We start from the raw sequence: 25,600 nt of genomic DNA, 5'->3' as shown, positions 1-25,600 counted from the left end.
CGCGGCGTCCTTACGCGAACTGCTTGGCGAAGGCTTGGAGCGCGGCCTTGGTCTTGTCCGCGACTTCGCCTTCGAACTTCTTGCTGGTGCGGATCTCGGTCAGGACCGAGCCGTGCTCACGGCGCATGAAATCGAGCATCTGCGCTTCGTATTCGTTCACGCGGTTCACCGGGATGCTATCGAGGAAGCCGTTGGTGCCGGCGTAGATCGACACGGTCTGTTCTTCGAAGGGCATCGGCGAGAACTGCTTCTGCTTCAGCAGCTCGGTCAGGCGCGCGCCGCGGTTCAGCAGCTTCTGGGTCGAGGCATCGAGGTCCGAACCGAACTGCGCAAACGCCGCCATTTCGCGGTACTGCGCCAGATCGAGCTTCATCGAGCCCGAAACCTTCTTCATCGCCTTCGTCTGGGCGGCACCGCCCACACGCGACACCGACAGGCCGACGTTGATCGCCGGGCGGATGCCCTGATAGAACAGGCCGGTTTCAAGGAAGATCTGGCCGTCGGTGATCGAGATCACGTTGGTCGGAATATAGGCCGACACGTCGCCGGCCTGTGTTTCGATGATCGGCAGCGCGGTCAGCGAACCGTGGCCGTTTTCCTCGTTCATCTTCGCGGCGCGCTCAAGCAGGCGGCTGTGGAGGTAGAACACGTCACCGGGGTAAGCTTCGCGGCCCGGTGGACGACGCAGCAGCAGCGACATCTGGCGATAGGCGACGGCCTGCTTGGACAGGTCATCGTACACGATCACGGCGTGCATGCCGTTGTCGCGGAAGAATTCGCCCATCGCGCAGCCGGTGTAGGGCGCGAGGTACTGGAGCGGAGCGGGCTCCGAAGCGGTCGCGGCGACGACGATGGAGTATTCCATCGCGCCGTTTTCTTCGAGCTGCTTGACGATCTGGGCGACAGTCGAACGCTTCTGGCCGACCGCGACATAGACGCAGTAGAGCTTCTTCTTCTCGTCGTCGCCGGCGTTGGCTTCCTTCTGGTTGATGAAGGTGTCGATGGCGACAGCGGTCTTGCCGGTCTGGCGGTCACCGATGATCAGCTCGCGCTGACCGCGGCCGACGGGCACCAGCGCGTCAATCGCCTTGAGGCCGGTCTGGACGGGTTCCGAGACGGATTCGCGCGGGATGATGCCCGGCGCCTTCACTTCGACGCGGCTGCGCTTTTCAGCCACGATAGGGCCCTTGCCGTCGATCGGGTTGCCGAGCGCATCGACCACGCGACCCAGCAGGCCCTTGCCGACCGGCACGTCAACGATGGTGCCGGTGCGCTTGACGACATCGCCTTCCTTGATCTCGGCGTCCGAGCCGAAGATCACGACGCCGACATTATCGGCTTCGAGGTTCAGCGCCATGCCCTGCACGCCATTGGCGAATTCGACCATCTCGCCGGCCTGCACCTGATCGAGGCCGTGGATACGGGCGATCCCGTCACCCACCGACAGCACCGTGCCGGTTTCGCTGACTTCGGCTTCGGTGCCGAAATTGGCGATCTGGTCCTTGATGACCTTCGAGATTTCTGCGGCGCGAATTTCCATTTTTCGTGTCCTTTAAGCCTGCATGGCTTTGGCGAGCGAGTTGAGACGGGTGCGGATCGAGGCATCAATGCGCTGCGAACCGATGGTGACGACAAGGCCGCCCAGCAGGTCGGGATCGACCGCGGCGGTGAGCATGACAGTGCGGCCTTCGCGCGCCGTCAGCTTGGTCTTCAGAGCGGCGATCTGGTCATCGCTCAGCGGGTGCGCGCTGGTGACCGTTGCGGTCACTTCGCCGCGCTGGGCCGCAGCAACCGCCTTGAAGGCGCTGATGATCGCGGGCAGCTTGGCCAGCCGGCGATTGGCCGCGAGCACGCCGATGAAATTGGTGGTGAGCGCGCTGAGCTTCAGCTTCTTCGCCACGGCCGCCATCGCGCTGCCTTGCACATCGCGGGCAAGCTCGGGATTGGTGGTCAGCGCCGCCAGATCACCCGATTCGGCCAGGGCAGCACCCAGCGTTTCGAGATCCTTCTCGACCGCGGTCACCTTGCCACTTTCCGCGGCCAGATCGAACAGGGCCGAGGCATAGCGTCCAGCCAGGCTGGCCTTGATACCGGCGGAAATATCCACGCGCGTGAAATCCTCTCGGGAAGCTTCAAAGGGTAAATTGCTTGGGCCTTGGATGCGGGACATGCACAAGGGCACCCCGTCAAGGTTGGCGCGCGCCTAGCAATTGATTCCGGTTGGTGCAAGCCACGAGGGGGAGGAATTGTGCAGGTGCGAAGGATGCGGCGGGCGCCGCTAGTTTTCGGCATAGGCGGCAGCAAGGCGTCGGCGCGCCTGTGCCATCGCGCGCATCACGGTCGGATAGCGCAGCAGATCGTCGCAATAGAACACCGGTGCAGGGAGCGTTCCGCCGGTCGCATCGTCCCGCACTTGCGCCATCGGGGTCACTGCGATTGCGGTATCCAGCGCGGGCAGCAAGACATCAAAGGCAGAACTGATGTCGCCGCGCGAATGTTCGGCCAGCACTTGTCCCCAGCGGTTACCCTGTTCGCGCAGCACCCGCTCATCGGCCTCGGGCAGCCCCTTTTCCCCGAGCGAGCTCAGACAGTAGGACATGGCAAAGCCGGTGATGTGGCTGTCGAGCAGGACGGCGGCGGGCGCGTTGACGCGGGCTGGCGGGGCGATGCAGCCGCTCAGTGTCAGGGGGGCCGCCAGCAGCGCTGCTGCCACCATCACGCGCCCCTGGATCACTTAGCCGCCCCGGATTTCGCGGTGCAGCTGTAGACCAGCCGTTCGTTGGGCCGGTCAGGCAGATTGGCGATCAGGGCCGATTGCTGTTCGCCCAGATCCCGTGCGCCGTCGCTGACCCCGCAGGCAGGCGGGGTGTAGGCAGCGCGGGCCTCGCGCGCGGCGGCTAGCGCAGCTTGACCCAACAGATAGCGGTCGGTGCGCAAGGTGCGGGTCGCCGGGTCATAGGTGTTGACCGCGATGGCCGCATCGTCCTGCGCGGCGAACACACGGCTCCATTCGCCCCCTTGGCCGAGGCCGTATTGCGTGCGCCCGTTGACGCAGCCATCGGCGGACCAGCTGAAGGTGACATCATCGGTGCGGGCGGCGGTCACGCGGCTGCGATCCGGCACCAGCGTGCAGATCAGAGCGCCCTCGGCGGAGGGCCCGTTGGCCGTGGCGGGGCCGGGCGCACCGCCGGTTTGCGCCTGCTTCAAGGCGGCCGCGACCCGGTCTTCGATTTCAGCAAGGCCGGGGCGGGTGATCCATAACAGCACGGCAGCGACCAGCGCGGCTGCCGACAGGGCGGCGGCAAGTTTGGCGTGATTGCGCCGCGCCTCGTCGCTCCGCCACACTGCAGCGCCGTAGCCTGCACCCAGCGCCAGCAGCAGCGCGATCAGCGCCAGCGCCATGCGGTTTTCGCGCGCTTCGAGCACTTCCATCTGCGCCGTCAGCCGGGCCTTGTCGCGCACCTCGCGCAAGGTTTCCGCCCGCTCGGCCAGCTGGGCGCGGGCTTCGGATTGCTGGGTTGCAAGGCGTTCGCGTTCTTCGGCATTCAGTTCATCGATCGAACGGCAGGGGAGGGTATTGACGGCCGGTTCCACCCCGTTGCTGCGCAAAAACGGCAGCAATTCGCGCAAACTCACCGCGAAATAGAACTCTGCCTCGCCGCTGTTCGAATCCGCGCTGAAGGAGTTCACCCCGATCACCCGCCCGCACGGATCAAGCAGCGGCCCGCCCGAATTGCCCCGCGCAATCGGCGCGGTGTGGAGGATCGTGTCGAACTGCCGCGAAGGGCGCTCGCCCGACAGGTACCCGCGCGATTTGACAGGCGGTTGCGCGCGGAACACGTCATTCATATCAAGGCCTTGCGCCAGATCGACATTCATGGGGTAACCCACCGCCGACACCTCGCCAAGGTTGGCGCTTACCCCGCCGGCCATTGCCAGCGGCGGCAGGCGCAGGCTGCCCTCGGCGATTTCGAGCAAGGCCAGATCATTGCGCGGGGATATGGCCACAACCCGCGCAAAGGCGCCGCCTGCGCCTTCGGGTGGGACGATGCCGATACGCAGGGTATCGTCCTGCGCGGCCTGGCTGACGACATGGGCATTGGTGATGATCCGATTCGGCGAGACGGCAAAGCCGGTGCCGTGGGAGATCGGCACAGTCTCCCCGTCCTCCTCGCCGATCAGCACCACCCGCACCACGCCGCGCGAAGCCGCGTCGACATCGCCGGGATCGGCCGCGGCCGGAACGCAAATCAGGGTCACAAGCAGCGCGAGCGCGCCCAAAAGCCGGGTCATGGCGCAGGCTTATAGCCGCTTTTGCGCCAAGCGCGATATGGTGGACGACATTGACCGCAAGAACACAGGGTGCGGCGCGGGCGTTGCTGTGGCACAGTGTTTCACGTGAAACATTTCGGGAACATTTCGGATGACGAGCGCTGGCAGGCGGTGCTGGCCAAGGACCGGCGCTATGATGGCGCCTTTGTCACCGGCGTGCATTCGACCGGCATCTACTGCCGCCCCAGCTGCCCGGCGCGCGCGCCGCTGCGCCGCAATGTGCGCTTTTATGAAGGGGGGCAGGCCGCGGCCAAGGCGGGGCTCAGGCCGTGCAAGCGATGCTCGCCCGATAGCCAGAGCGCGGAGGAGGCCTGCGTGCTGGCAGCGGTTGCCGCGATCCGTGAACGCGGGGCGATGTCGCTGGCGGCGCTGGCTGATCTGACAGGCTATACCGCGACGCATTTTCAACGGCTGTTCAAGCGCAGCACCGGCCTGTCGCCTGCCGCCTTTGCCAAAGCCTGCCGCGAGGAGCGGGTCAGGGATGCCTTGAGCGCGGGTCTCAGCGTGACCGAAGCATTGGCAAGCGCGGGCTACACAGGATCTGGACAGTTCTATGCAGAGACAAAGGGGAGGCTGGGAATGAGCCCAAGTGACTGGAGCCAGGGCGGAGCGGGCAAGCTGATCCATTGGACGGTGCTGCCGACAACGCTGGGGGACATGCTGGTCGCCGCGACGGACAAGGGCGTGTGCTGTCTGGCGTTTGGAGAGGGTGAGGCGCAATTGCGGGCAAGGTTCCCCCGCGCTGAACTGGTCGCGGCGGGCGAGGGGTTCCGCGATCTGTTTGCGCAGGTGGTGGCCGCGGTCGAACAGCCGGGGCCGGGCAGCGCCGCCATCCCGCTCGACGTGCAAGGCACCGCGTTCCAGCAGCGCGTGTGGGACGAACTGCGCCGCATCCCCCACGGCGAAACGCGCAGCTATGGCGAGTTGGCGGCCGCCCTCGGCAACCCGAACGCCAGCCGCGCGGTGGGCGGGGCGAACGGGGCGAACCACATCGCGGTGCTGATCCCCTGCCACCGGGTCATCGCCAGCGACGGGACGCTGGGGGGCTATGCCTATGGGCTGGAGATCAAGGCGGAGTTGTTGAGAAGGGAGGGGGCGTGAAGTGAAAGGACTGAAGCAGCCGATATACGCTGGGAGGGGCTCATCCTTTTGTCACTCCACCGCTCACGAAGATTGCGAAGAGCAATGGCAGTCAGAGCGAAAATGTGCTGTGATTGAAGCAGGTAGAGCTGCCTGAACGACGCGGGGGATACCCTCTTGTTGAACACGTCCTTGATCTCAGCTTGAACTTTCATAAGCGAACGGAATGTCGAGCATGGTCGATGTTGCAAACGTCAGACAGGATCCGGCCTCAAAGAGAGATCTTTTGGAGTTTCTGGAGTTTATATCGGACAATGAAGGTTCTGGTGATTCATCATATGGACTAGAACTGGAATTCTTCGAGCGGAACGGTTTCTCGCCGAAAGTTGCAAACCTCCTATATTGGGATTTTCCCTACTGGGTTTCGCATCCATTATCGCCCTTTGCCATTCAGCGTCCGGACGGTTCTTATCGCGAGGCCGTATGGATTGAAGGCAGCTACGACAGAGATGAAAGCTATGACCCGGAGGGCCGTGACCGCGCTTTCTGTTACGGTCTGGCGTTGCAGCTTCGCAACTTCTTTCGCGAGAAGTTCGATAAGCCGAGATTGTTGAAAGAAGAAATCGATCAATTCAAGTTTGGAGATTTTCCTTGGCTCAATTCACACAAAAGGTTGCCGGAAAAGTTTCCATTTTATGAAGCCAGCGATGATGAATTACGAGCCGCATTCGAATATGCGAGAATGCATTACCCTGAGTACATCGATTATGACCGTGGCTTGATGCAGCTGGTTCTGGCGCAGGGGTACCGTCTTTGTGACGTATATGGACGTGCAATAACAACAGCATACCTGAACGACTCTTTGCTGGCGGTGGTGCCTGATGCTGGCGTGTACGGATATTTGTACGCTTCTCCTGAACTCTTGCGAGAGCTTGTAATGGGGCGCGCCTCGGACATCAGCGACCGTCAATCAGATGTCGCCAAACCATTCTTGAACCTTCTTTCGAAAATCTGGCCTCGAAAATAGCTCGCAAAGGCGGACGCCATGCTTTGGGCGCCGCCGACACATGATCGCGGATCGGGATGACCTTTTCGACCGGCTGCTCGGCTGAAGGAGCGGGGCCCCGGCTCGGAGGCCGGGGCGACGAAGTTAGTCCAGCTTCGGCGGCATCCCCGGTTCGCATTTCGCCATCGCGCGCTGGTAGGCCGGGCGCTCGCCGATGCGTGCGAGGTAGGCCTTGAGGTTGGGCAGGTGGTCGATGCCCATCCCGCTCATCGCGCGGCTGGTGGTGAGCTGGAAGCCCATCATGATGTCGGCCGTGGTGAGCTGCGATCCGCCGAAATAGTCCGCCTCGCCGAGGCGCTGCTCGACGATCTTCCAGCCCTTGGCAACGCGGTCGGCGACGAAAGCGGGCAGCTCGCTCGCGCCCATGAACTGCGCCACCAGCGCCATCATGCCATTGGTCATGAAGGTCGCGTTGGCCCAGTGGTAATAGAACAGGTGGTCGGTGTAATCGCGGTGGCCGGGCGGGGGGGACAGCGGCGTGCCGGGCGCGTATTTGGCGATGATGTAATCCATGATCGCGCCGCTTTCGCCCAGCACCAGATCGCCGTCAGTAATCACCGGGGCGATGCCCATCGGGTGCAGCGCCTTGTACTCGTCAGGCGCCAAGCGGTTGTCGGTGCGGCGGGTGTAGAGTTTGAGGTCGTATTCGATCCCCAGCTCCTCGGCCAGCCAGACGATGCGTTCGGATTGCGACAGGCGCAGGTGGTGGATGGTCAGCATGGCTCTCTCCCTTATGCGTTTCTGGCCCAGCCTTTGCTGGCGGGCACGAGGCTGTCGAGAAATTTTTCTGCACTTTCGAGATATTCGCGCTGCTTGGCCTCGCCCATCCGGTCCCAGGTGGCATAGATGCGCCCGATGCGGTGGTTGCTTGCCAGCCGGTCGCGGTTGGCGTCCATGAAGTGCCAGTAGAGCGGATTGAACGGGCAGGCGTTCGGCCCGGTTTTCTGCGCCACCTTGTACCGGCACTTTCCGCAGTAATCGGACATCTTGTTGATGTAATTGCCGGACGCCGCATAGGGCTTCGTCGCCAGCTTGCCGCCATCGGCATAAAGCACCATGCCTGCCACATTGGGCAGCTCGACCCATTCAAAGGCATCGGCATAGACGGCGAGATACCAGTCGGCGACTTGGCGCGGATCGATCCCGGCGATCAGGCAGAAATTGCCGAGCACCATCAGCCGCTGGATGTGGTGGGCATGGGCATCCTCGCGGGTGGTGCGGATGCAGTCTGACAGGCAGCGCATGTCGGTCTCGCCGGTCCAGAAGAATTCGGGCAAGGGCCGGTGCGCGGCCAATTCGTTGGCCTCGGCGAGGCCCGGCATGGCGTGCCAATAGAACCCGCGCACATATTCGCGCCACCCGATGATCTGGCGGATGAAGCCCTCTACGGAGTTGAGCGGAGCCCTGCCTGATTTATAGGCAGCCTCGGCCTCGCGGCACAATTCGAGCGGGTCGAGCAGGCCGATATTGAGGCTGGTCGACAGCATCGAATGATAGAGGTCGTCCGACCCGTGGACCATCGCGTCCTGATAGGGGCCGTAAAGATCAAGGCGCTGCGCAAAGAAGGCCGCGGCCGCCTCCAGCGCTTCGGCGCGGGTGACGGGCCAGCCGAAGGGTTCCAGATCGCCAAAGTGATCCGCGAAGCGCTGGCCGACCAGCGCGATGACGTCCTGCGTGATCGCGTCGGGCGCGAATTTGGGCGCGGGCGGGGCCTTCATATCGCCCTTGGGCGGTTCGCGGTTGTCCGCATCGAGGTTCCACTGGTCGCCCACCGGTTTTCCGTCATCGCGCATCAGCAGCCCGGTCTTGCGGCGCATCTCGCGGTAGAAATATTCCATCGTCAGGTGCTTGCGCCCTTCCGCAAAGGCGCGGAATTCGGCGTGGGTGGCGATGAAGCGGGTGTCGGGCAGGATGCTGACGGGGCAGGGCAGGCGGCCTTCCCATTCGCACATCGCCTGATGCACGCGCCATTCGCCGCTTTCGGTGACGCGGATTTCGCCGGGCGCGTGGCGCTCGACCGCGCGGGCGACCTCGCCGGTGAAGCTGCCGGTGTTGGCCGGGTCGTCCAGCGTGACGTAATCGACCTGCCAGCCTTCGGCCCGCAGTTCCTCGGCAAAATGGCGCATTGCTGAAAAAATGAGCACGATCTTCTGCTTGTGGTGGCGGACGTAAGTCGCCTCGTCCCACACCTCCATCATCAGGATCACCGCCTCGCCGGGGGCAAGGCCATCAAGGCTGGAGAGATTGCGCGACAGCTGGTCGCCGAGGATCGGCACAAGGATGGGGTTGGTCATGCTGGCGTAATGATCGGCTGCCCGATTGGTGCCTTAGACAAAGCTGTAAGGATCAATATCCACACCCACCCGCACACCGGGCGCAAATTGCACGCCGGCGATCCAATCGCGCAGCACCGCCTGCAAATTGGCGCTGCGCCGCGCGTTCACCAGAAAGCGATAGCGATAGCGCCCGCGCAGCAGCGCCAGCGGGGCAGGGGCGGGGCCGAGGATCTGCACATCGGCCAGGCGCGGGCGCACATCGCCCAATCGCACCGCGGCCTCGCGCGCTTCTTTCTCGTCTTCCGATGACAGGATGATCGCCGCCCAGCGCCCAAACGGCGGCGCGCCGGCATCGCGGCGGGCGGCGGTTTCGGCGGCGTAGAAGCCATTGCGGTCGCCCTCTGCCAGCGCGGCGATGACGGGCGCATCGGGGTGGCGGGTCTGGATCAGCACCTCGCCCGGCTTGGCCCCGCGCCCCGCGCGCCCGGCGACCTGCGCCACCTGCGAATAGGTGCGTTCGGACGCGCGCAGATCGCCGCCTTCAAGGCCGAGATCGGCATCGACCACGCCCACCAGCGTCAGTTCGGGAAAGTGGAAGCCTTTCGTGACGAGCTGCGTGCCGATGATGATGTCGATCGCGCGCGCTTCGGCCATCGCGATGAATTCGCCCGCGCGTTCGGGGGTGTTGAGCGTATCGGAGGTCGCCACCGCGATGCGCGCTGCGGGAAACAGGTCGCGCACTTCGTCAGCAATCCGCTCCACCCCCGGCCCGCAGGCGACGAGGCAATCGCTTTCGCCGCATTCGGGGCAGGCTTCGGGCACGCGCGTTTCAAACCCGCAATGGTGGCAGGCGAGGCGGGCGGACAGGCGGTGTTCGACCAGCCAGGCGCTGCAACTGGGGCATTTGAAGCGGTGCCCGCAATTGCGGCACAAGGTCAGCGGGGCATAGCCGCGGCGGTTGAGGAACAGCAGGCTCTGCTCGCCCTTGTCCAGCCGGTCGCGCAGGGCATCGATCAGCGGCCCGGCCAGCCAGCGCTGGCTGCCGGGCTTTTCTTCCGTGAGGTTGATGAGCCGCACCGTCGGCAGGCTCGCCCCGCCGAACCGGGCGGGAAGATCAAGCTTCGTGTAGACGCCGATATCCGCCATGTGCAGGCTTTCGAGCGCCGGGGTCGCGCTGGCGAGCACCACGGGGATTTTCTCAAACCGCGCCCGCATCACCGCCACGTCGCGGGCGTTGTACCGCACCCCGTCATCCTGCTTGAAACTGATTTCATGCGCTTCATCGACCACGATCAGGCCGAGATTGGCATAGGGCAGGAACAGGGCAGAGCGCGCGCCCACTACGACCTGCGCGGTCCCGTCCGCAATCGCCCGCCATGCCCGCCTGCGTTCGGTGGACCTGAGCGAAGAATGCCACAGCACTGGCGCGGCACCAAAGCGTGCGGCAAAGCGGCTGAGGAAGTTCTCGGTCAGCGCGATTTCGGGGAGCAGCACCAGCACTTGCCGCCCGGCGCGGATCGCCTCGGCGACGGGTTCGAAATAGGTCTCGGTCTTGCCTGAACCTGTCACCCCGTCGAGCAGGAAGGGGGCGAACGCGCGCGCCTGGACGGCCTTGGTCAACGTGCCGGCGACCTCGCTTTGCACAGGCGACAGATCGGGTTGGTGGTGGCCGGGATCGGCGGGCGGGTAAGGGCGGTCAATGTTGACCGTGACCGGCCCCAGCAGCCCCGCGCCCGCCATGCCGCGCAGCACGCCTTCCGAGACGCCTGCTAACGAAGCCAGCTCGCGCATTGTGCCCTGTTCGCCCGCCAGTTTCTCCAGCGCAGTCTGGCGCTGTGCGGTGAGGCGCCCGCTCGCTTCGGCGCCTGTCAGCCGGTATTCGGTCATGGTCGCCGGGCCGCCCAGCGCGCCGCCGCTGGCCAGCGCCATCCGCGCCACGCTGGCCAGCGGAGCGCAGTAATAATCCGCCGTCCATTCGATCAGCCGCCTCAGCGGCGCGGGCAGCGGCGGCACCGGCAGCACCTCAAGGATCGGGCGCAGCCGTTCATAGGCGATTTCGTCCCCCGGCAGGCGGCCTTCGTCCCACACGATCCCCGTCACCTTGCGCGGCCCCAGCGGCGCGATCACCACGCTCCCGGCAGGCGCAGCGACGCCATCGGGCAGCCGGTAATCGAGCGGGCCCAATGCGGCGTTCAAAACTAACAGGCGAATGCGGTTCATCTTGCCGCCATATGGGGCTTGGCAAAGGACAAGGGCAAGCATGGAGACCCGGTAAAAATGAGCGCACTCGTCACATCCCGCCCGACCCGCCGCACCCTGCTGACCGGAGTCGCCGGGGCCGGGGCATTGCTGCTGCTGCCCGCCTGCGCCACCACCGGCGGGTTCAGCATGGTGGAAGCGGTGCGGCGGATGCTGCTGCTCGCCAGCGAAAACGCCTTTGCGCGCCTGACCGCGCCCGGCGGGTTCTGGGATGAACAGGTGGCGCAGCTGGGGCTGGCCGATCTGATGGGGACGCGCGGCGACGTGCTCTCGCGCATTCTGACATCGGCCTTGGTCAAGGACCGGCTGGAGGAACGCTTTGCCGAATACGCGATCGACGCCAGCTTCCGCGCCGCGCCGGTGGTGACCGATGCGATCCAGATGATCGGGTTCGACAATGCCGTCGCGCTGGTGCGCGGCGGGCCGACCGCGGCGAGCACCTTTCTGCGCGGTGAGGTTGGCCCGGCGCTGCTCGACGCGGTGGTGCCCGAACTGGGCGAGGCGCTGCGCCTCAGCCGCGATCCGATTGTCGGCCAAGCCCTCTCGGCGCTGACCGGGGTCGATGTCAGCGGGGTGGCGAGCCGCTTCGGGCGCGCCGTGGACGATGCCGTGTGGGGGGAAATTGCGCGCGAGGAAGCCGCGATCCGCGCCGATCCGCAAAGCACCCGCGATCCGCTGCTGATCGGCGTGTTTGGCGGGCTGGGACGAATCTAGAAGCTGTAATTCAAGGTCAGCTGCGGCACGTGGCTGATCGCATCAGGCGCGCCGGTGCGCGGGGTGATCTGGAACAGGTAGCTGGGCGCAATGCTGAGGCTGTCGTTCACCTCGTAGCTTACCCCGATGATGCTGCGGATCTGCTCCGTGCCGCGCTGGCCGGTGTCGCGGCGGGACTGGACGATCCCGAACCATTCGGCCGACCCCACGATTTCTACCCGCGGGGCCACCGGCTGGGAATACTGCACCCGCTGCCGGATACGCAGTTCGACCTGGTCTGCACCATCAAACCAGCGCTGTTCAAACCGGGTGCGCAGATCCAGCCCGCCAGCGGCGTAGCGAAACTGCTGGTGCGGGCGATATTCGGTGACGCTGCCGGTTTGAAAGACCGACATGCCCCCGCCGATTCGCACCGCGTCATCCAGCCCCTTTTCAAGGCTGACCCGCAAGGTCTGCTGATCGGCCCCGAATTCGGGATCGCGCCAGCGGTAGGAACTATCGACCGTTAGAAACACATCGTCAGCGATTTCGCCGCGGACAAACCCGACCAGCCAGAATTGCGTATCTTCCGGGTTGGCAAGCGCACTCGATGGTTGCCAAGCGGCAAGCATGGCGGCAAGCAGCGTCGCAATTCGTAAGGGCGTTCGACTCATGCCCGCCCCCTAGTCGCGCGCGCGCCTGCCGCCTATCGCTATTTATCGGAGCTGCCCCATGAAGTTCTTCGTCGACACCGCCGAGATCGAACCGATCCGCGAACTGGCGGCCACCGGCCTGCTGGATGGCGTCACGACCAACCCCTCGCTGATCGCCAAGTCGGGCCGCGATTTCATGGAAGTCACGCGCGAGATTTGCGGGCTGGTCGATGGTCCGGTCAGCGCCGAAGTGGTCGCGCTCGATCACGCGACGATGATGAAAGAAGCCGAAGTGCTGCGCAAGATCGCCGACAATGTCTGCATCAAGGTGCCGCTGACGGTGGATGGCCTCAAGACCTGCAAGGCGCTGACGGGCGAGGGCACGATGGTCAATGTGACGCTGTGCTTTTCGGCCAATCAGGCGCTGCTGGCGGCGAAGGCCGGGGCGAGCTTCATTTCGCCCTTCGTTGGGCGGCATGATGATAACGGCTTTGACGGGATGGACCTGATCGAAGACATCCGCCTGATCTATGACAATTACAACTTCGCCACCGAAATCCTCGTCGCATCGGTGCGCCACACCACCCATGTGCTGCAAGCCGCCAAGATCGGCGCCGACGTCATGACCGCGCCGCCCAAGGTGATCCACGACCTGTTCAAGCACGTGCTGACCGACAAGGGCATCGAAGGCTTCATGGCCGACTGGGCCAAGACGGGCCAGAGCATCCTGTGACCTCGATCCTCTAAATGGCCGACCCGTCCCCGCTCGATCTGTTCAAACAGGCGCTCACCGGCGCGAGCCGCGCGATTGCGCGCGATCCCGAGGTGGAGGTCGCCTGGAGCGCGGATGTGCCGGGCGCAGCGGGCAACCGCTTCCGCGTGCCCTTGCCGGGGCGCGATCTGCCCGCCGATCAGGTGACCGAAGCGCGCGGCTTTGCCGACAGCTTCGCGCTGAAGCTGCGCCACCACGACGCGGGCCTCCACGCCAAATCCGCGCCCCCTGAACCAATTGCGCGCGCCTGCTATGACGCGATCGAGCAGGTGCGATATGAGGCTTTAGGCGCCAACCGTTTCGGCGGGATGCGCGCCAATCTTGATGCCGCAACCGAAATGCGCACGGCCAGCGACAAGATCGTGCGGGCGCAAAATTCCTCCGAGGTTCCCCTGCAAACCGCGCTCGCCCTGCTGGTGCGCGAGGCGCTGACGGGGGAGGCTGTGCCGGCCAAGGCGCAGGGCGGGATCGAGCTGGTCCGTGATTTTCTCGAAGAAAAGGTCGGCGGCGATTTTGCCGCGCTGGCTGACAGCATCGGCGATCAGGAGGCGTTCCAGAAGCTTGCGCTCGACATGCTGCGCGAACTCGATCTCACCCGGCCCACCGAAAACCCCGACCAGTCCGACACCGACGATGCCGATGATGACGACGCGCCCAGCGACGATAATCAGGGGGAGGACGACAACCAGAGTGAGGGCGATCCGCAGGCCGCCGAAATGGCCGGTGACATGGCCGAAGGCGAGGGGGATGGGGAGCAATCCTCCGATGCCGAAACCGAAGGCGATCTGTCCGAAGGCGAACCGGGCGAGGAAGGCGATGCCTCCAACGCGCCCGTGCGCCCCAACCGCCCGCAGGCCGAAATCCCCGCGAGCGTCGATTACAAGGCCTTCACCACCCGCTTCGATGAGGAAATCGCCGCGCCCGACCTGTGCGACGCGGAGGAACTCGACCGGCTGCGCGCCTATCTCGATAGCCAGCTGACGGGCCTTCAGGGCGTGGTGACGCGCCTCGCCAACCGCTTGCAGCGCCGCCTGATGGCGCAGCAGAATCGCAGCTGGGACTTCGACATGGAGGAAGGCGTGCTCGATGCCGCGCGCCTCGCCCGCGTCATCATCTCGCCCGGCACCGCGCTGTCTTACAAGATGGAACGCGATGTCGAGTTCAAGGACACCATCGTCACCCTGCTGATCGACAATTCGGGCTCGATGCGTGGGCGGCCGATCAGCATCGCGGCGATCAGCGCCGACATTCTGGCGCGCACGCTGGAGCGCTGCGGGGTGAAGACCGAGATCCTCGGCTTCACCACCCGCGCGTGGAAGGGCGGGCAGAGCCGCGAAGCCTGGCTCGCCGATGGCAAGCCGCAGAACCCCGGCCGCCTCAATGACTTGCGCCACATCATCTACAAGCAGGCCGACGAGCCCTGGCGCCGCGCGCGCCGCAATCTCGGGCTGATGATGCGCGAGGGGCTGCTGAAAGAGAACATCGACGGCGAGGCGCTGATCTGGGCGCACTCGCGCCTGCTTTACCGCCCCGAAGAGCGCCGCATCCTGATGGTGATTTCCGACGGCGCGCCGGTGGACGATTCGACCCTGTCGGTGAACTCTGCCGGGTATCTCGAAGCGCACCTGCGCAGCGTGATCGAATGGATCGAGAAGGTCTCGCCCGTGCAGCTGGTGGCGATCGGCATCGGGCATGATGTGACCCGCTATTATCGCCGCGCGGTGACAATCATGGACGTCGAACAACTCGGCGGCACGATCATGGAGCAGCTTGCGGAGCTGTTCGAGGATGAGAAGGGCACAAAACGCAAATGAACGTTACTGAAGCCGTCACTACGCGCCGCTCGATCCGGGCGTTTCTCGACAAGCCCGTCGATCTTGCCACGCTCACCCGCGTGATGGACAAGGCGCGCTGGGCGGCTTCGGGGTGCAATTACCAGCCGTGGGAGGCGAGCATCGTCACCGGTCAGGCGCTGACAGACCTTCAGGCGAAGATCATCGCCAATGGGCCGGGTGCGGCGGAGTATGATTGGGCCGCTCCGGGGCAGGAAGAGGCTTACAAGAAGCGCCTCGACGGGGTTTCGGCGGGGATGTTCGGCGCGATGGGCATTGCCCGCGACGATGGCGCGGGGCGCATGGCGGCGATGGCCAAGAACACCACCAGCTTCGGCGCGCCCGCAGTCATGTTCGTCTACTTCCCGCGCCTGATGAAGGAGCCGCAGTGGTCGGATGTCGGCATGTGGCTCGCCACGGTCGGGCTGCTGCTGCGCGAAGAGGGACTGGATTCCTGCTGGCAGGAGTTCATGGCGCTTTATGCCAATACCATCCGCGACTTCCTCGGCCTCGATCATGAACGCTATATGTTCTTCTGCGGCATGGCGATCGGCTACCGCGATCCGGACGCGCCAGTGAACAATTTCGAGCGCGAGCGCGTGCCTTTGGAAGAACACGTGAAGTTTATCGGTTTCTAGTCTCGTCATTGCGAGCGGAGCGAAGCAATCCATGGACCGACCGCTCGCAGTCGAAGCGCGGGTCATGGATTGCCGCGTCGCTGCGCTCCTCGCAATGACGAGGGAATTGACGTGATGACTGCGTCTGGCCAAAGCACGGCCCCATGACCGACGCACCCCTCAAGCTGTTCAACTCGCTCACCCGGCAGGCCGAGGTGTTCGAGCCCGTCCATCCGGGCGAGGCGCGCGTCTATACCTGCGGGCCGACGGTCTATAATTACCCGCATATCGGCAATATGCGCGCCTATGTGTTCGCCGATGTGCTGGGGCGCACGCTGACATGGAAGGGGTTGAAGCTCACCCACGTCATCAACATTACCGATGTCGGCCACCTGACCGACGATGCCGACGCGGGCGAGGACAAGATGGAGAAGATGGCTGCGAGCCAAGCGCAGTCGATCTGGGACATCGCCGAGCATTACAAGCAGGCCTATTGGGCCGATATTCGCAGCCTCAATATCCGCCAGCCGGCGCAGTGGACGGTCGCGACCGATTACGTGCCCCAGATGATCGAATTTGCGAAGGGGATCGCTGACAAGCACTGCTACGAGCTGGAGAGCGGGCTTTATTTCGATGTTTCGACCGTGGCTGACTATGCGCTGCTGGCTGGGCGTCACACGCAAGAACAATTGGCCGAGGCGGACGAGGCGCACATGCGTATCGATCCCGTCAAAGATAAGCGTAACGCCGCCGATTTCGCGATCTGGCGCAAGACTCCGGCGGGCGAGACGCGCCAGATGGAATGGGATTCGCCGTGGGGCCGGGGTGCGCCGGGGTGGCATCTTGAGTGCTCGGTCATGTCAGGCGAGGTGCTGGGCTTCCCGTTCGACATCCACACCGGCGGGATCGACCACCGCGAGATTCACCACCCCAACGAAATCGCGCAGAACCAGGCGCATTGCTGCACCAATGGCTTGGACGATCCGCGCAATTCGGGCGCGCGGATCTGGATGCACAACAACTTCCTCGTCGAGCGATCGGGGAAGATGTCGAAGTCCTCCGGCGAATTCCTGCGGCTGCAATTGCTGATCGACCGGGGGTATCACCCGCTGGCGTATCGGCTGATGTGCTTGGCTGCGCATTATCGGTCCGAGCTGGAGTTCAGCTGGGAAGGGCTGGGGGCTGCGCTGACACGGTTGAAGCGGATGGTGATGGCGGTGGCGCAACTCAAAGCCCGTCATGCTGAACTTGGTTCAGCATCCATCGATCAATCCGCGCCGTGGGAGCAGGAGGAAGGATGGACCCTGAAACAAGTTCAGGCTGACGACTGGGGCAAGTTGCAACCGGCACTCAACAAGTTCGATGCTGCGATAGCTGATGATCTCAATTCGGCGGTCGCACTCACTGCGCTCGATGATGTGCTGGCGGCCAAGAAGGTCGATCCCGCCAAGAAGGCCGAGCTGGCAGCCGCGATGGATGCGGTGCTGGGGTTGCAACTGTTCAACCTCACCCGCGCCGACCTGCGCATCCGGCCCAAGGCCGCGACCATTGCAGAAGATCAAGTTGAGGCCGCCATCACGTTCCGCAAGGAACTGCGCGCGCAGCAGAACTATCCGGCGCTTGACCGTCAGCGCGATGAACTCGCAGCCCAAGGCGTCGAGGTGATGGACGGCGATCCGCTGGGCTGGGAGTGGAAGCTGGGTTGACCCTCTCCGTCTTCCCGGGCTTGACCCGGGGTTCCGCTACCTTCAACCGTTTGGCCACACGAAGCGGGACCCCGGATCACATCCGGGGAGACGATATGGGGAGAGATTCTTGACCATCCTAGCCATCTCCGGCCTGATCCGCCCGATGCTCGAAACGCGCCTGCCCGAAGGTCTCGATGTGCGCTGGTTCATGTCGGCTGACGAGGCAAAAACCGCGGTGGCCGATGCCGAAATCGGCTGGTTCGATATGAACGACCAGCAGGCGATGGCCGACACCCTGCGCGCCGCCAAGAAACTGAAATGGCTCAATTCGATCTACGCCGGGCTCGATTTCCTGCCGATGGATGTGCTGACCAGCCGCGGGATCACCGTTACCAACGGGGCCGGGATCAACGCCATTACCATCGCCGAATATGTGGTGATGGGGATGCTCACCATCGCCAAGGGGTATCGCGATGTTGTGCGGGCGCAGGAACGGCGCGAGTGGCTGCTGGATTCGCCCGGCAAACGCGAACTCGCGGGCTCGAAGGCGCTGCTCCTGGGCTATGGCGCGATCGGGCGGCTGGTCGAACCCCGCTTGAAGGCGTTAGACGTCGATGTTTGTGTGGTGCGCCGCTCGGGCGGGGAGGGCACCTTGCGTCCCGACCAATGGCGCGCCAAGCTGGGCGAATTCGACTGGATCATCCTCGCCGTGCCTGCCACGCCCGAGACCGAAGGCATGATCGGCGCAGGCGAGCTTGCCGCGATGAAATCCGATTGCGTCATCGTTAACATCGCGCGCGGCAGTGTGATCGATCAGCCCGCGCTGGTCTCGGCGCTTGAAGGCAAGGCCATCGGGGGCGCGTTTCTTGATGTGACCACGCCTGAACCGCTGCCCGCCGATCACCCGCTATGGGGCCTTGATAACGCGCATATCTCGATGCACCTGTCGGGCCGCGCGCAGAACCAGATGTTCATTCGTTCAGGCGAGCGTTTCCTCGACAATCTGGGCAAGTATCTGCGCGGCGAGCCGGTTGCACCGATCTTCGATCCGCGCCTCGGTTATTGATCGGCGGGCTGGCCCCGCTGCCGCCCGAAGGGGCAGAAAACAAGCGGGGCCGGCGCGGTTGGTTACCCTTCCTCCAGCAGCAGTAGCACGGCGGTCACCTCCAGCCGTTCCATCGCGCCGAACCGATGATCGACCGCGCTGATCGTTGCATCGGCGACCAGCTGGCCGGGCAAGGCGAATTCGTGATCGGGCAGGCGCTCGATCAGATCCTCGCCCAAGGCAACGGCGTCTGGCCCGCAGAATTCCATCACCACTTCATGCCGCGTGCCCGAAAAGGTGATCGAGGCCCAGGCCGTCTCGGTATGGGCAAGCACCGTGCCGCCGCCATGGGTCAGCCCCAACAGCGCCGCGCGCACGCGGTCCGCCAGCGTCCGGCGCGGGCGCAGGGGTGCGCGAAGGACAGGGGGCGCCGATTTGACCTCGATCTCGCCAAGGTCGGCAAAGACATGCGCGAAGGGATCGCGCAGGCTGGTGGTCAGCATCATGCAGCCTCCTTCACCATCTCGGCGGTGCCATCGGCATAGCCCTGCATCCACGCGCGGGTGCGCAGTTCGGTATCGGGGCGGGGGATGCGCCCCATGCGCAGGTCGAGCACGAAGCGCGGGTCATGGGCAGCAAGCCGCCCGAATTTGGTCGCGGGCATGGCGTGTGTCCGCAGGAAGGTTTCGATGGTCCGAAGCAGCATGGTTTTGCGTCCCTGTTGAGTGCTGATTGGGTTGGCGATCATCGGGCGATTCGCTCGATGTTCCTGATTTGTTTCAAAACAATTCCTACTTGTCTAGGAAAAATCCTTCGCGTAGGATGTATCCATGCCGCAACCTCCACAGATCCCCTCCGATCCCCTACAAGGCCCGCGTGAGCGGCTGCTGCAATTGTCGCAGATGAGGGGGGTAAGCCTTGCCGCCCTGTCTGAATTGTTGGGACGCAACCCGTCCTATCTCCAGCAATTCATTCGCAAAGGAAGCCCCCGCAAGCTGGAGGAGCAGGACCGTGCGACGCTGGCGCGCTTTCTTGGCGTGGGGGAGGAGGAGTTGCGCGAGGCGCAGGATAATTCCTACGCAAAGGCCCCTAAGCCGCGCGCAGTGGGCGAGTGGGTAGAGGTTCCGCGGCTCGATCTCGGCGCATCGGCCGGGCCGGGGCGGGTGGCGGGCGGGGAGGCGGCGTTCGACACCTTCCGCTTTTCGCGCCGCTGGCTGGAAGAACAGGGCCTCGCCCGCGCGCAGCTCTCCGCGATCCGGGTCGAGGGGGATTCGATGGAGCCGCTGCTGAATGACGGCGACGAAATCCTCGTCGATTGCTCACCCCGCCCGTTCCGTGACGGCATCCATGTGGTGCGCCTCGGCGACACGCTGATGGTGAAGCGCGTCGCCAGCGCCGGGCCGGGGCGGGTGGCGCTGCTCTCGCAGAACTTCGCCTATCCGCCGGTCGAGGTCGCGGCGGATGAGGTCGCGATTATCGGGCGGGTTGTGTGGAAGGGGGGGCGGGTTTAGCCGCTGGCACCCTCAATCGAGCAGGTACGGCATGGTTTGCCGAATATAGTCCTCGGAATAAAGCTCCGCCTCACCGAGATCGAGATAGGGCATCCGCGCTGTCTGTCGGGGTATGGGCCGGGCAAACATATTGCGCGGGAAGCGGGGATCGCTGCCAAGTTCGGTCAAAAGCTTCGCGCGCTCATCTTCCCAACCCGCTTCGAGCCCGACACCGTGCTCGGGCCATGTTCGCGCCGTATCAAGCTCGCACAACCGGTCGATGGCGTGATTGATGCGAGCCTGTTTTGAGCGGTAGGGTTCAGGCATCTGCTCTGGAGGGATCACCCCTCCAGTCAGGCGGTTCTTGCCGTTCGACTGGGCGAGAAAGATGGCAAGGGCGGTCGTGCGGTCCATGCGCTCCTGCTCGACAAGCCATGCAAGGAAGTTCTGGCTATCGTCGCGGAACAGCAGGATGCCGAGCGCGGCGCTATGCCAGATCAGCGGATCGCCGCTCTGCTTGATCCAGGCAATGTCATCGGCGCTGTCGGGATCGAGCGACTCTGGCAGCGATGAAGTTGACGGCGCGGCGGGCTTCTTTTTCCAAAACATTGCGTATCCCCCTGTTTAGTCGAGAAAGAATAAAGGTATCAAAGTTAAAATTGCATCACTTGCGCGTCCTGCGCGGGCGTTTATCTTTTAGCGTATGACCGACACCCCCAAACCGCTCCCCCCTATGCGCGCCGCGATCATCCCCGTGACGCCGCTCCAGCAGAACTGCTCACTGATCTGGTGCACCGCCACCATGCGCGGGGCGCTGGTCGATCCGGGTGGGGATCTCGATAAGCTCAAGGAGGGCGTTGCCAAGGCGGGTGTCACGCTGGAGAAGATCCTCGTCACCCACGGGCATCTTGACCATTGCGGGCAGGCGGGGATGCTGGCGGAGGAACTCGGCCTCGACATCGAAGGCCCGCACGAGGATGATCGCTTCTGGATCGACCAGTTGGACGACGATGGCCCGCGCTGGGGGATGGTGGCGAAAAGCTTCACGCCGACCCGCTGGCTCAAGCATAGCGACACGGTGACGGTGGGCGAATTGACATTGGATGTGATCCACTGCCCCGGACACACCCCCGGCCATGTGGTGTTCTTCCACGAACCCAGCCGCTTTGCCATTGTCGGCGATGTGCTGTTCCAGGGCAGCATCGGCCGCACCGATTTCCCGCGCGGCAATCATCAGGACCTGATCGATTCGATCACCCAGCGCTTGTGGCCTTTAGGAGAGGACGTGATGTTCATCCCCGGCCACGGCCCGACCAGCACCTTCGGGCGCGAGCGCAAGACCAATGCGTTTGTGAGCGACTACGCGCTTTCCTGAGTGCGACCCCGCCTTACGCGGGGGCGTCCTCGGAGCTGTTCCTTGGCTTCGCTGCGGGCACCTGTGGGCGGGCGCCTAATCACTCTGGCGGGCCGGTGCCTCCCTCGGAGGCTTACATCACCCCCATCACCACCAGCACCGCCACCACGGCGAGGCCCAGCTGCGTCAGCATCGTCGTCAGCGTGCCAACCAACCGGCCAGCCTGAAGGCGCCCGCCGTCCATACCGAAGCCATGCGCCAGCCGGCCAATGAAATAGGCCGCGCCCACATAGGCCAGCCACCAGCTGCCCTTGCCGGCAAGTTCGATCGCCGCGATCAGCACCAGCACAAAGGCGGTGTTCTCGACATAGTTCAGCTGCGCCCGCATCCGGCGCTGCAAGGCCTCACTCCCGCCGTCGCCCACGCTGATGCCAAGCCTTGTACGCAACGCGCCGATCCGGATCGACAGCCAGATATTGAGCACGGCGGCCGCAGCCGCGACGGCGAGCGTCACAGGAAGTATGGTCACGGCGAAATCCCCTCTAAGATGCGGCCGCCGTGCTAGGCTGCGGCCAGCCGGGTTGCAACGCAGGAATTTTGCGTTATAGCGCGCGGCTTCCCGCCATTGCTGGCCAAGGAAAGCGCGCACTTGCTGTGCTTGTGCGTCGCGCTTCCTTGCCGTAAGGGCGGCCTTCGAGAATCACGCCGTCGATCGTTACAGTGCCGGTGGCGCGGGCAAACGCATTTAGTTGAGGAATTGGTGCCGCCATGGCTGTCCCCAAGAGAAAAGTATCCCCCTCGCGTCGCGGCATGCGTCGCTCGCATGACGCGCTCCGGGTTGAGGCGTTCCACGAATGCTCCAACTGCGGTGAGCTGAAGCGCCCGCACAACATTTGCGGCCATTGCGGCCACTACAACGGGCGTCAGGTCGTCGCCGTCGGCTGATCGCCGGTGGCTTGTGCACTAGACCGGAGTACCGCCGCATGAACCTCCCGCGTATCGCCGTCGATGCGATGGGGGGCGATGAAGGCGTGCGCGTGATGATCGAAGGCGCCGCGCTGGCGCGCCGGAATCACGACAACTTTGAGTTTCTGCTGGTGGGCGATGGGGCGCGGATTGAAGCTGCGCTCGAACATCATCCCAACCTGCGCGCCGCTTCGGAAATCCTCCATTGCGATGATGTGGTGGGCGGCGACGAGCTGCCCAGCCGCGCGATCCGCCGCGCCAAGACCACCTCGATGGGGCTTGCGGTCAATGCGGTGAAGACAGGCGATGCCGGGGCCGCAGTCAGCGCGGGCAACACCGGCGCGCTGATGGCGATGAGCAAGCTTGCCTTGCGCACCATGCCGGGAATCGATCGCCCCGCGCTCGCCGCGATCATGCCGACCTTGCAGGCGCATGATGTGGTGATGCTGGATCTGGGCGCCAATACCGAGGCTGATGCCCGCAATCTGGTGCAATATGCCGTGATGGGCGCGGCCTATTCGCGCATCGTGACGGGCTTCGACAAGCCGGTTGTGCGCCTTCTCAACATCGGCACCGAAGAAATCAAAGGCACCGAAGAACTGCGCGATGCCGCTGCCATGCTGACCGCCGCGTCGGCGCGCGAAGATGGCGGGCTCGCGCTGGTGTTTGATGGCTTTGTTGAAAGTGACAAGATCAATCGGGGCGAAACCCATGTGGTCGTAACCGACGGTTTTTCCGGCAATATCGCTTTGAAGGCGATTGAAGGTTCAGCCCGGTTTGTCACTGATCTGCTGCGTCAGGCCTTCACCTCGTCGCTGCGCTCCAAGATCGGCTTTCTGGTATCGCGCCCCGCGACCGAACTGCTCAAGCACCATCTCGATCCGAACAATCACAACGGCGCCGTCTTTCTGGGGCTGAACGGGGTGGTTGTGAAAAGCCATGGCAGTGCAAATGCCAAGGGCGTCGCCCAAGCGGTTGCGGTCAGCGCGCGGCTGCTGGAAAACAAGCTGACCGAGCGGATCGCGCAGGATCTGTCGCGGCTGGGCGAAGGGGCGCTGCGCCAGAATGGCCGCGCTGCGACCCCCAAAGACAGCGAGACCGCAGCGTGAGCGGTTCGCGGATACTGGGGACAGGATCGGCGCTGCCGCGCCAGATCGTGACCAATGCCGATCTGGCTGAGCGGGTCGATACCTCGGACGAATGGATTGTGGCGCGCACCGGTATCCGCCAGCGCCATATCGCGCAAAGCGATGAAACCACGGCAAGTCTGGCGATTGCAGCAGCGCGTGCGGCATTGGCCGATGCGGGGGTGGATGCCGCCAGCATTGGCTTGATCGTGCTTGCAACCGCAACGCCTGACAATACATTCCCCGCAACCGCCACCAAAGTTCAGGCGGCCCTGGGCTGCAATGGCGGGGTGGCGTTTGATGTGGCGGCGGTGTGCTCGGGCTTTCTTTACGCGCTGACCGTCGCCGATTCGCTGCTGACAACCGGCACGGCAAAGCGCGCGCTGGTGATCGGCGCAGAAACGTTCAGCCGCATCCTTGATTGGGAGGATCGCACCACCTGCGTGCTGTTTGGCGATGGGGCAGGCGCCGTGGTGCTTGAAGCGCCCAGTGCGCAGCATACAGGCTCGGATGCGCCCGGTATCTTGGGTTCGCGGCTGCATGCTGACGGCGCGCAGCACGATCTGCTCTATGTCGATGGTGGGCCCTCCACGACGCAGACCGTTGGCCATGTCCGCATGAAAGGCCCCGAAGTCTTTCGCCATGCAGTCGTCAATCTTTCTGCGGTCTTGAGAGAAGTGATTGAAGAGGCGGGTGTTTCGGTTGACGAAATCGATTGGGTCGTGCCGCATCAGGCCAATGCACGGATCCTGGATGCCACCGCCAAGAAGCTTGGCATCGCGCCGGACAAGGTGATCCTGACCGTGGATCGCCACGCCAACACCTCGGCTGCATCAGTGCCGCTTGCGCTGGATGTGGCGCGCAAGGACGGGCGTATCAAGTCCGGCGATCTGGTCATGCTCGAAGCGATGGGCGGCGGCTTTACGTGGGGTGCGAGCCTGATCCGTATGTAATGACAGCGGCCTGTCTGTCCCTTTCCCTAACACAATTGCTGAAAACTTGCACAAAGCTGCGGTATCGCTTTGCAATACTGCGAAAAAATCGTATTACGCAGTTATCTTTCGGGTCGCGCCGCGGAGGAGAATTCCCATGATGCGTTCGGTTGGCACTTTGACCCGCGCGGATCTGGCAGAAACCATCAATCGCAAGATGGGTTTCAGCCGTGCTGAGTCGCTTGATCTGGTCGAGGCGATCCTGGCCCAAATGAGCGATGCGCTGGCCAGGGGTGAAAACGTCAAGATTTCCGGCTTCGGCAGCTTTGTCCTGCGTGACAAGAATGAACGGATCGGCCGCAATCCCAAGACCGGGATCGAAGTGCCGATCACTCCGCGCCGGGTCATGACCTTTCGGGCAAGCCAGTTGCTCAAGGAACAAATCGCCAAAGGATAAGGCGCCAAGAGGTGAGGTTTGATGACCGATTTCGATGACGGCAAAGACGAAGGCGCGCTGCGCACCATCGGCGAAGTCAGCGAGGCGCTCGGCATCAAGCCTCACGTTCTGCGGTATTGGGAACAGCAATTCCCGCTGCTGAAACCGCTCAAGCGCAGCGGCGGGCGGCGATATTATCGCCCTACCGACGTTGCGTTGGTCAAGACGATCGATCAGCTGATCAATCGCGAAGGCTATACCTTGAAAGGGGCCGAGGCGGTGCTGCGCGCATCGGGTAAATCCGACCTTGACCGCCGCAAGGATGATCGCCGCGGGGGTGACCGCCGTGCAGACGCGGAAGAAAAGGGCGAACCGGGTGTGCGCCTGATGATCGCAGACGAGCCTGACATGGGTGAAGTCATCGCCGGGCTAAAGGCGGTGCGCGCTAGGCTGGCGGCGGCGTTGGGGGCCTAGGGGCTAAATCCCGAGCGCCTTGCGCAGTTCGGCATTGATCCGCGATTGCCAGCCTTTGCCGGTGGCGCGGAAGGCATCAAGCACATCCGGATCGAGCCGCAGGGTTACCTGTTGCTTGGGGTTCGCCAAAGGCGGACGACCTGCGCCACGGTCGCCGGATTCGAGCGGGACGATGCCGTTGGGGCCGAGTTTGCCGGTGGCAGGGCGGACAAGGACATTGCCGCGATAGATGGCGGCAGCGCGGAACATTTCTTCGGTCCAGATGACGTCATCATCGTCATCCAGATTGATCGATACTCCCGAGGTGATGCTCGTGTTCTTCTGCATGGGCATATCTCATTGTGATGATGCGACGAACAACCCCGCGAGGTGTCCAAACTAGGCAGACTCTTCGGCCACGTAGGTATCCTAAGAGCCTGTCCTCAAAAGTAGTTGGGAGATATCAGCCGGTTGCGCTTGACGCGCTTGCTGATCGCTGATTCCGGGGTTTCGCCAGAAACGACCGAGT

General features: G+C 63.9%; 28 protein-coding genes. 15 read left to right on the top strand and 13 right to left on the bottom strand.

Annotation, left to right across the window (positions count from 1 at the left end; all coding sequences use genetic code 11):
- Positions 1-10: 10 nt before the first annotated feature.
- The 4 genes from atpA to C0V72_RS04350 all read right to left on the bottom strand — a co-directional run bounded on the left by atpA (position 11) and on the right by C0V72_RS04350 (position 4,293).
- Positions 11-1,540 carry a F0F1 ATP synthase subunit alpha gene (gene atpA / locus C0V72_RS04365; protein WP_101792008.1) on the bottom strand — a complete coding sequence of 510 codons (1,530 nt, stop codon included), beginning with the start codon at positions 1,538-1,540 and terminating at the stop codon, positions 11-13.
- A gap of 12 nt (positions 1,541-1,552) precedes the next feature.
- Positions 1,553-2,107 (bottom strand): F0F1 ATP synthase subunit delta, encoded by a 555-nt coding sequence (locus C0V72_RS04360; RefSeq protein WP_101792007.1) that lies wholly within the window; start codon positions 2,105-2,107, stop codon positions 1,553-1,555.
- Between the two features lie 171 nt (positions 2,108-2,278).
- Positions 2,279-2,734, bottom strand: coding sequence for a hypothetical protein (locus C0V72_RS04355; protein ID WP_101792006.1), 456 nt, complete (start codon positions 2,732-2,734; stop codon positions 2,279-2,281).
- Entirely contained in the window at positions 2,731-4,293 is a 1,563-nt protein-coding gene (locus C0V72_RS04350; RefSeq protein ID WP_101792005.1) for a S1 family peptidase, read from the bottom strand. Before C0V72_RS04350 ends, C0V72_RS04355 begins: the two co-directional genes overlap by 4 nt.
- A gap of 105 nt (positions 4,294-4,398) precedes the next feature.
- On the opposite strand from C0V72_RS04350, the gene ada reads away from it, so the two are divergent.
- Together ada and C0V72_RS04340 are read left to right on the top strand one after the other, a co-directional pair.
- Entirely contained in the window at positions 4,399-5,433 is a 1,035-nt protein-coding gene (gene ada / locus C0V72_RS04345; RefSeq protein WP_101792004.1) for a bifunctional DNA-binding transcriptional regulator/O6-methylguanine-DNA methyltransferase Ada, read from the top strand.
- 214 nt (positions 5,434-5,647) lie between these two features.
- On the top strand, positions 5,648-6,439 hold the full coding sequence (locus C0V72_RS04340) for a hypothetical protein (RefSeq protein WP_143704524.1): 792 nt from the start codon (positions 5,648-5,650) through the stop codon (positions 6,437-6,439).
- Between the two features lie 123 nt (positions 6,440-6,562).
- On the opposite strand, the gene C0V72_RS04335 is transcribed toward C0V72_RS04340, so the two are convergent.
- The 3 genes from C0V72_RS04335 to C0V72_RS04325 are packed head-to-tail and all read right to left on the bottom strand — an operon-like array spanning position 6,563 to position 10,974.
- The gene (locus tag C0V72_RS04335; RefSeq protein ID WP_101792002.1) at positions 6,563-7,198 is read right to left on the bottom strand and encodes a glutathione S-transferase family protein; all 636 of its coding nucleotides are present in this window, start codon (positions 7,196-7,198) and stop codon (positions 6,563-6,565) included.
- Between the two features lie 11 nt (positions 7,199-7,209).
- Positions 7,210-8,772: a cryptochrome/photolyase family protein gene (locus C0V72_RS04330; protein WP_101792001.1), complete on the bottom strand. Its 1,563-nt coding sequence runs from the start codon at positions 8,770-8,772 to the stop codon at positions 7,210-7,212.
- A gap of 33 nt (positions 8,773-8,805) precedes the next feature.
- Positions 8,806-10,974, bottom strand: a complete 2,169-nt coding sequence (locus tag C0V72_RS04325) for a primosomal protein N' (RefSeq protein ID WP_101792000.1) — start codon at positions 10,972-10,974, stop codon at positions 8,806-8,808.
- 57 nt (positions 10,975-11,031) lie between these two features.
- Here C0V72_RS04325 and C0V72_RS04320 point away from each other — a divergent pair, with 57 nt between their 5' ends.
- A complete protein-coding gene (locus C0V72_RS04320) occupies positions 11,032-11,727 on the top strand; it encodes a DUF4197 domain-containing protein (protein WP_101791999.1) in 696 nt (231 codons plus the stop codon).
- Here the strand turns inward: C0V72_RS04320 and C0V72_RS04315 are convergent.
- Positions 11,724-12,380, bottom strand: a complete 657-nt coding sequence (locus C0V72_RS04315) for a DUF2490 domain-containing protein (protein ID WP_101791998.1) — start codon at positions 12,378-12,380, stop codon at positions 11,724-11,726. The two genes, C0V72_RS04320 and C0V72_RS04315, sit on opposite strands and share 4 nt — an antisense overlap.
- A 58-nt stretch (positions 12,381-12,438) precedes the next feature.
- On the opposite strand from C0V72_RS04315, the gene fsa reads away from it, so the two are divergent.
- The 5 genes from fsa (at position 12,439) to C0V72_RS04290 (ending at position 18,334) form a co-directional block, all read left to right on the top strand.
- Entirely contained in the window at positions 12,439-13,092 is a 654-nt protein-coding gene (gene fsa, locus C0V72_RS04310; protein ID WP_101791997.1) for a fructose-6-phosphate aldolase, read from the top strand.
- A 14-nt stretch (positions 13,093-13,106) separates the two neighbouring features.
- The gene (gene cobT, locus C0V72_RS04305) at positions 13,107-14,945 is read left to right on the top strand and encodes a cobaltochelatase subunit CobT (RefSeq protein ID WP_101791996.1); all 1,839 of its coding nucleotides are present in this window, start codon (positions 13,107-13,109) and stop codon (positions 14,943-14,945) included.
- Entirely contained in the window at positions 14,942-15,601 is a 660-nt protein-coding gene (locus tag C0V72_RS04300; protein WP_101791995.1) for a nitroreductase, read from the top strand. Before cobT ends, C0V72_RS04300 begins: the two co-directional genes overlap by 4 nt.
- A 143-nt stretch (positions 15,602-15,744) precedes the next feature.
- Positions 15,745-17,286, top strand: a complete 1,542-nt coding sequence (gene cysS / locus C0V72_RS04295; protein ID WP_101791994.1) for a cysteine--tRNA ligase — start codon at positions 15,745-15,747, stop codon at positions 17,284-17,286.
- 109 nt (positions 17,287-17,395) lie between these two features.
- Positions 17,396-18,334 carry a D-2-hydroxyacid dehydrogenase gene (locus C0V72_RS04290; RefSeq protein ID WP_101791993.1) on the top strand — a complete coding sequence of 313 codons (939 nt, stop codon included), beginning with the start codon at positions 17,396-17,398 and terminating at the stop codon, positions 18,332-18,334.
- 62 nt (positions 18,335-18,396) lie between these two features.
- Here the strand turns inward: C0V72_RS04290 and C0V72_RS04285 are convergent, their stop codons facing one another.
- Entirely contained in the window at positions 18,397-18,819 is a 423-nt protein-coding gene (locus C0V72_RS04285; RefSeq protein ID WP_101791992.1) for a hypothetical protein, read from the bottom strand.
- Positions 18,816-19,019, bottom strand: coding sequence for a hypothetical protein (locus C0V72_RS04280; protein ID WP_101792089.1), 204 nt, complete (start codon positions 19,017-19,019; stop codon positions 18,816-18,818). The genes C0V72_RS04285 and C0V72_RS04280 overlap by 4 nt, the downstream gene beginning before the upstream one ends.
- Before the next feature lie 124 nt (positions 19,020-19,143).
- Here C0V72_RS04280 and C0V72_RS04275 point away from each other — a divergent pair, with 124 nt between their 5' ends.
- Positions 19,144-19,824, top strand: coding sequence for a LexA family transcriptional regulator (locus tag C0V72_RS04275; RefSeq protein ID WP_101791991.1), 681 nt, complete (start codon positions 19,144-19,146; stop codon positions 19,822-19,824).
- A 12-nt stretch (positions 19,825-19,836) separates the two neighbouring features.
- Here C0V72_RS04275 and C0V72_RS04270 read toward each other — a convergent pair whose 3' ends face one another.
- Positions 19,837-20,412: a hypothetical protein gene (locus C0V72_RS04270; protein ID WP_101791990.1), complete on the bottom strand. Its 576-nt coding sequence runs from the start codon at positions 20,410-20,412 to the stop codon at positions 19,837-19,839.
- Between the two features lie 124 nt (positions 20,413-20,536).
- Between C0V72_RS04270 and C0V72_RS04265 the strand changes: the two genes are divergently transcribed.
- Complete coding sequence (locus C0V72_RS04265) at positions 20,537-21,178, top strand: MBL fold metallo-hydrolase (RefSeq protein ID WP_101792088.1); 642 nt, start codon at positions 20,537-20,539, stop codon at positions 21,176-21,178.
- 112 nt (positions 21,179-21,290) lie between these two features.
- Here the strand turns inward: C0V72_RS04265 and C0V72_RS04260 are convergent, their stop codons facing one another.
- On the bottom strand, positions 21,291-21,686 hold the full coding sequence (locus C0V72_RS04260; protein ID WP_101791989.1) for an MAPEG family protein: 396 nt from the start codon (positions 21,684-21,686) through the stop codon (positions 21,291-21,293).
- A 239-nt stretch (positions 21,687-21,925) separates the two neighbouring features.
- Between C0V72_RS04260 and rpmF the strand changes: the two genes are divergently transcribed.
- The 5 genes from rpmF to C0V72_RS04235 all read left to right on the top strand — a co-directional run bounded on the left by rpmF (position 21,926) and on the right by C0V72_RS04235 (position 25,092).
- Positions 21,926-22,102: a 50S ribosomal protein L32 gene (rpmF, locus tag C0V72_RS04255; RefSeq protein WP_101791988.1), complete on the top strand. Its 177-nt coding sequence runs from the start codon at positions 21,926-21,928 to the stop codon at positions 22,100-22,102.
- Positions 22,103-22,140: 38 nt separating this feature from the next.
- Entirely contained in the window at positions 22,141-23,232 is a 1,092-nt protein-coding gene (gene plsX, locus C0V72_RS04250) for a phosphate acyltransferase PlsX (RefSeq protein ID WP_101791987.1), read from the top strand.
- Positions 23,229-24,203, top strand: coding sequence for a beta-ketoacyl-ACP synthase III (locus C0V72_RS04245; RefSeq protein ID WP_101791986.1), 975 nt, complete (start codon positions 23,229-23,231; stop codon positions 24,201-24,203). The genes plsX and C0V72_RS04245 overlap by 4 nt, the downstream gene beginning before the upstream one ends.
- A gap of 136 nt (positions 24,204-24,339) precedes the next feature.
- A complete protein-coding gene (locus tag C0V72_RS04240; protein WP_172438903.1) occupies positions 24,340-24,639 on the top strand; it encodes an integration host factor subunit alpha in 300 nt (99 codons plus the stop codon).
- A 21-nt stretch (positions 24,640-24,660) separates the two neighbouring features.
- Positions 24,661-25,092, top strand: a complete 432-nt coding sequence (locus tag C0V72_RS04235; RefSeq protein ID WP_101791985.1) for a MerR family transcriptional regulator — start codon at positions 24,661-24,663, stop codon at positions 25,090-25,092.
- Between the two features lie 3 nt (positions 25,093-25,095).
- On the opposite strand, the gene C0V72_RS04230 is transcribed toward C0V72_RS04235, so the two are convergent.
- Complete coding sequence (locus C0V72_RS04230) at positions 25,096-25,419, bottom strand: BrnA antitoxin family protein (protein ID WP_101791984.1); 324 nt, start codon at positions 25,417-25,419, stop codon at positions 25,096-25,098.
- Positions 25,420-25,600: the final 181 nt, after the last annotated feature.

This window comes from Porphyrobacter sp. TH134 (genome assembly GCF_002855495.1).
Lineage (GTDB): Bacteria > Pseudomonadota > Alphaproteobacteria > Sphingomonadales > Sphingomonadaceae > Erythrobacter.
This window is presented reverse-complemented; position numbering and strand designations above follow the sequence as displayed.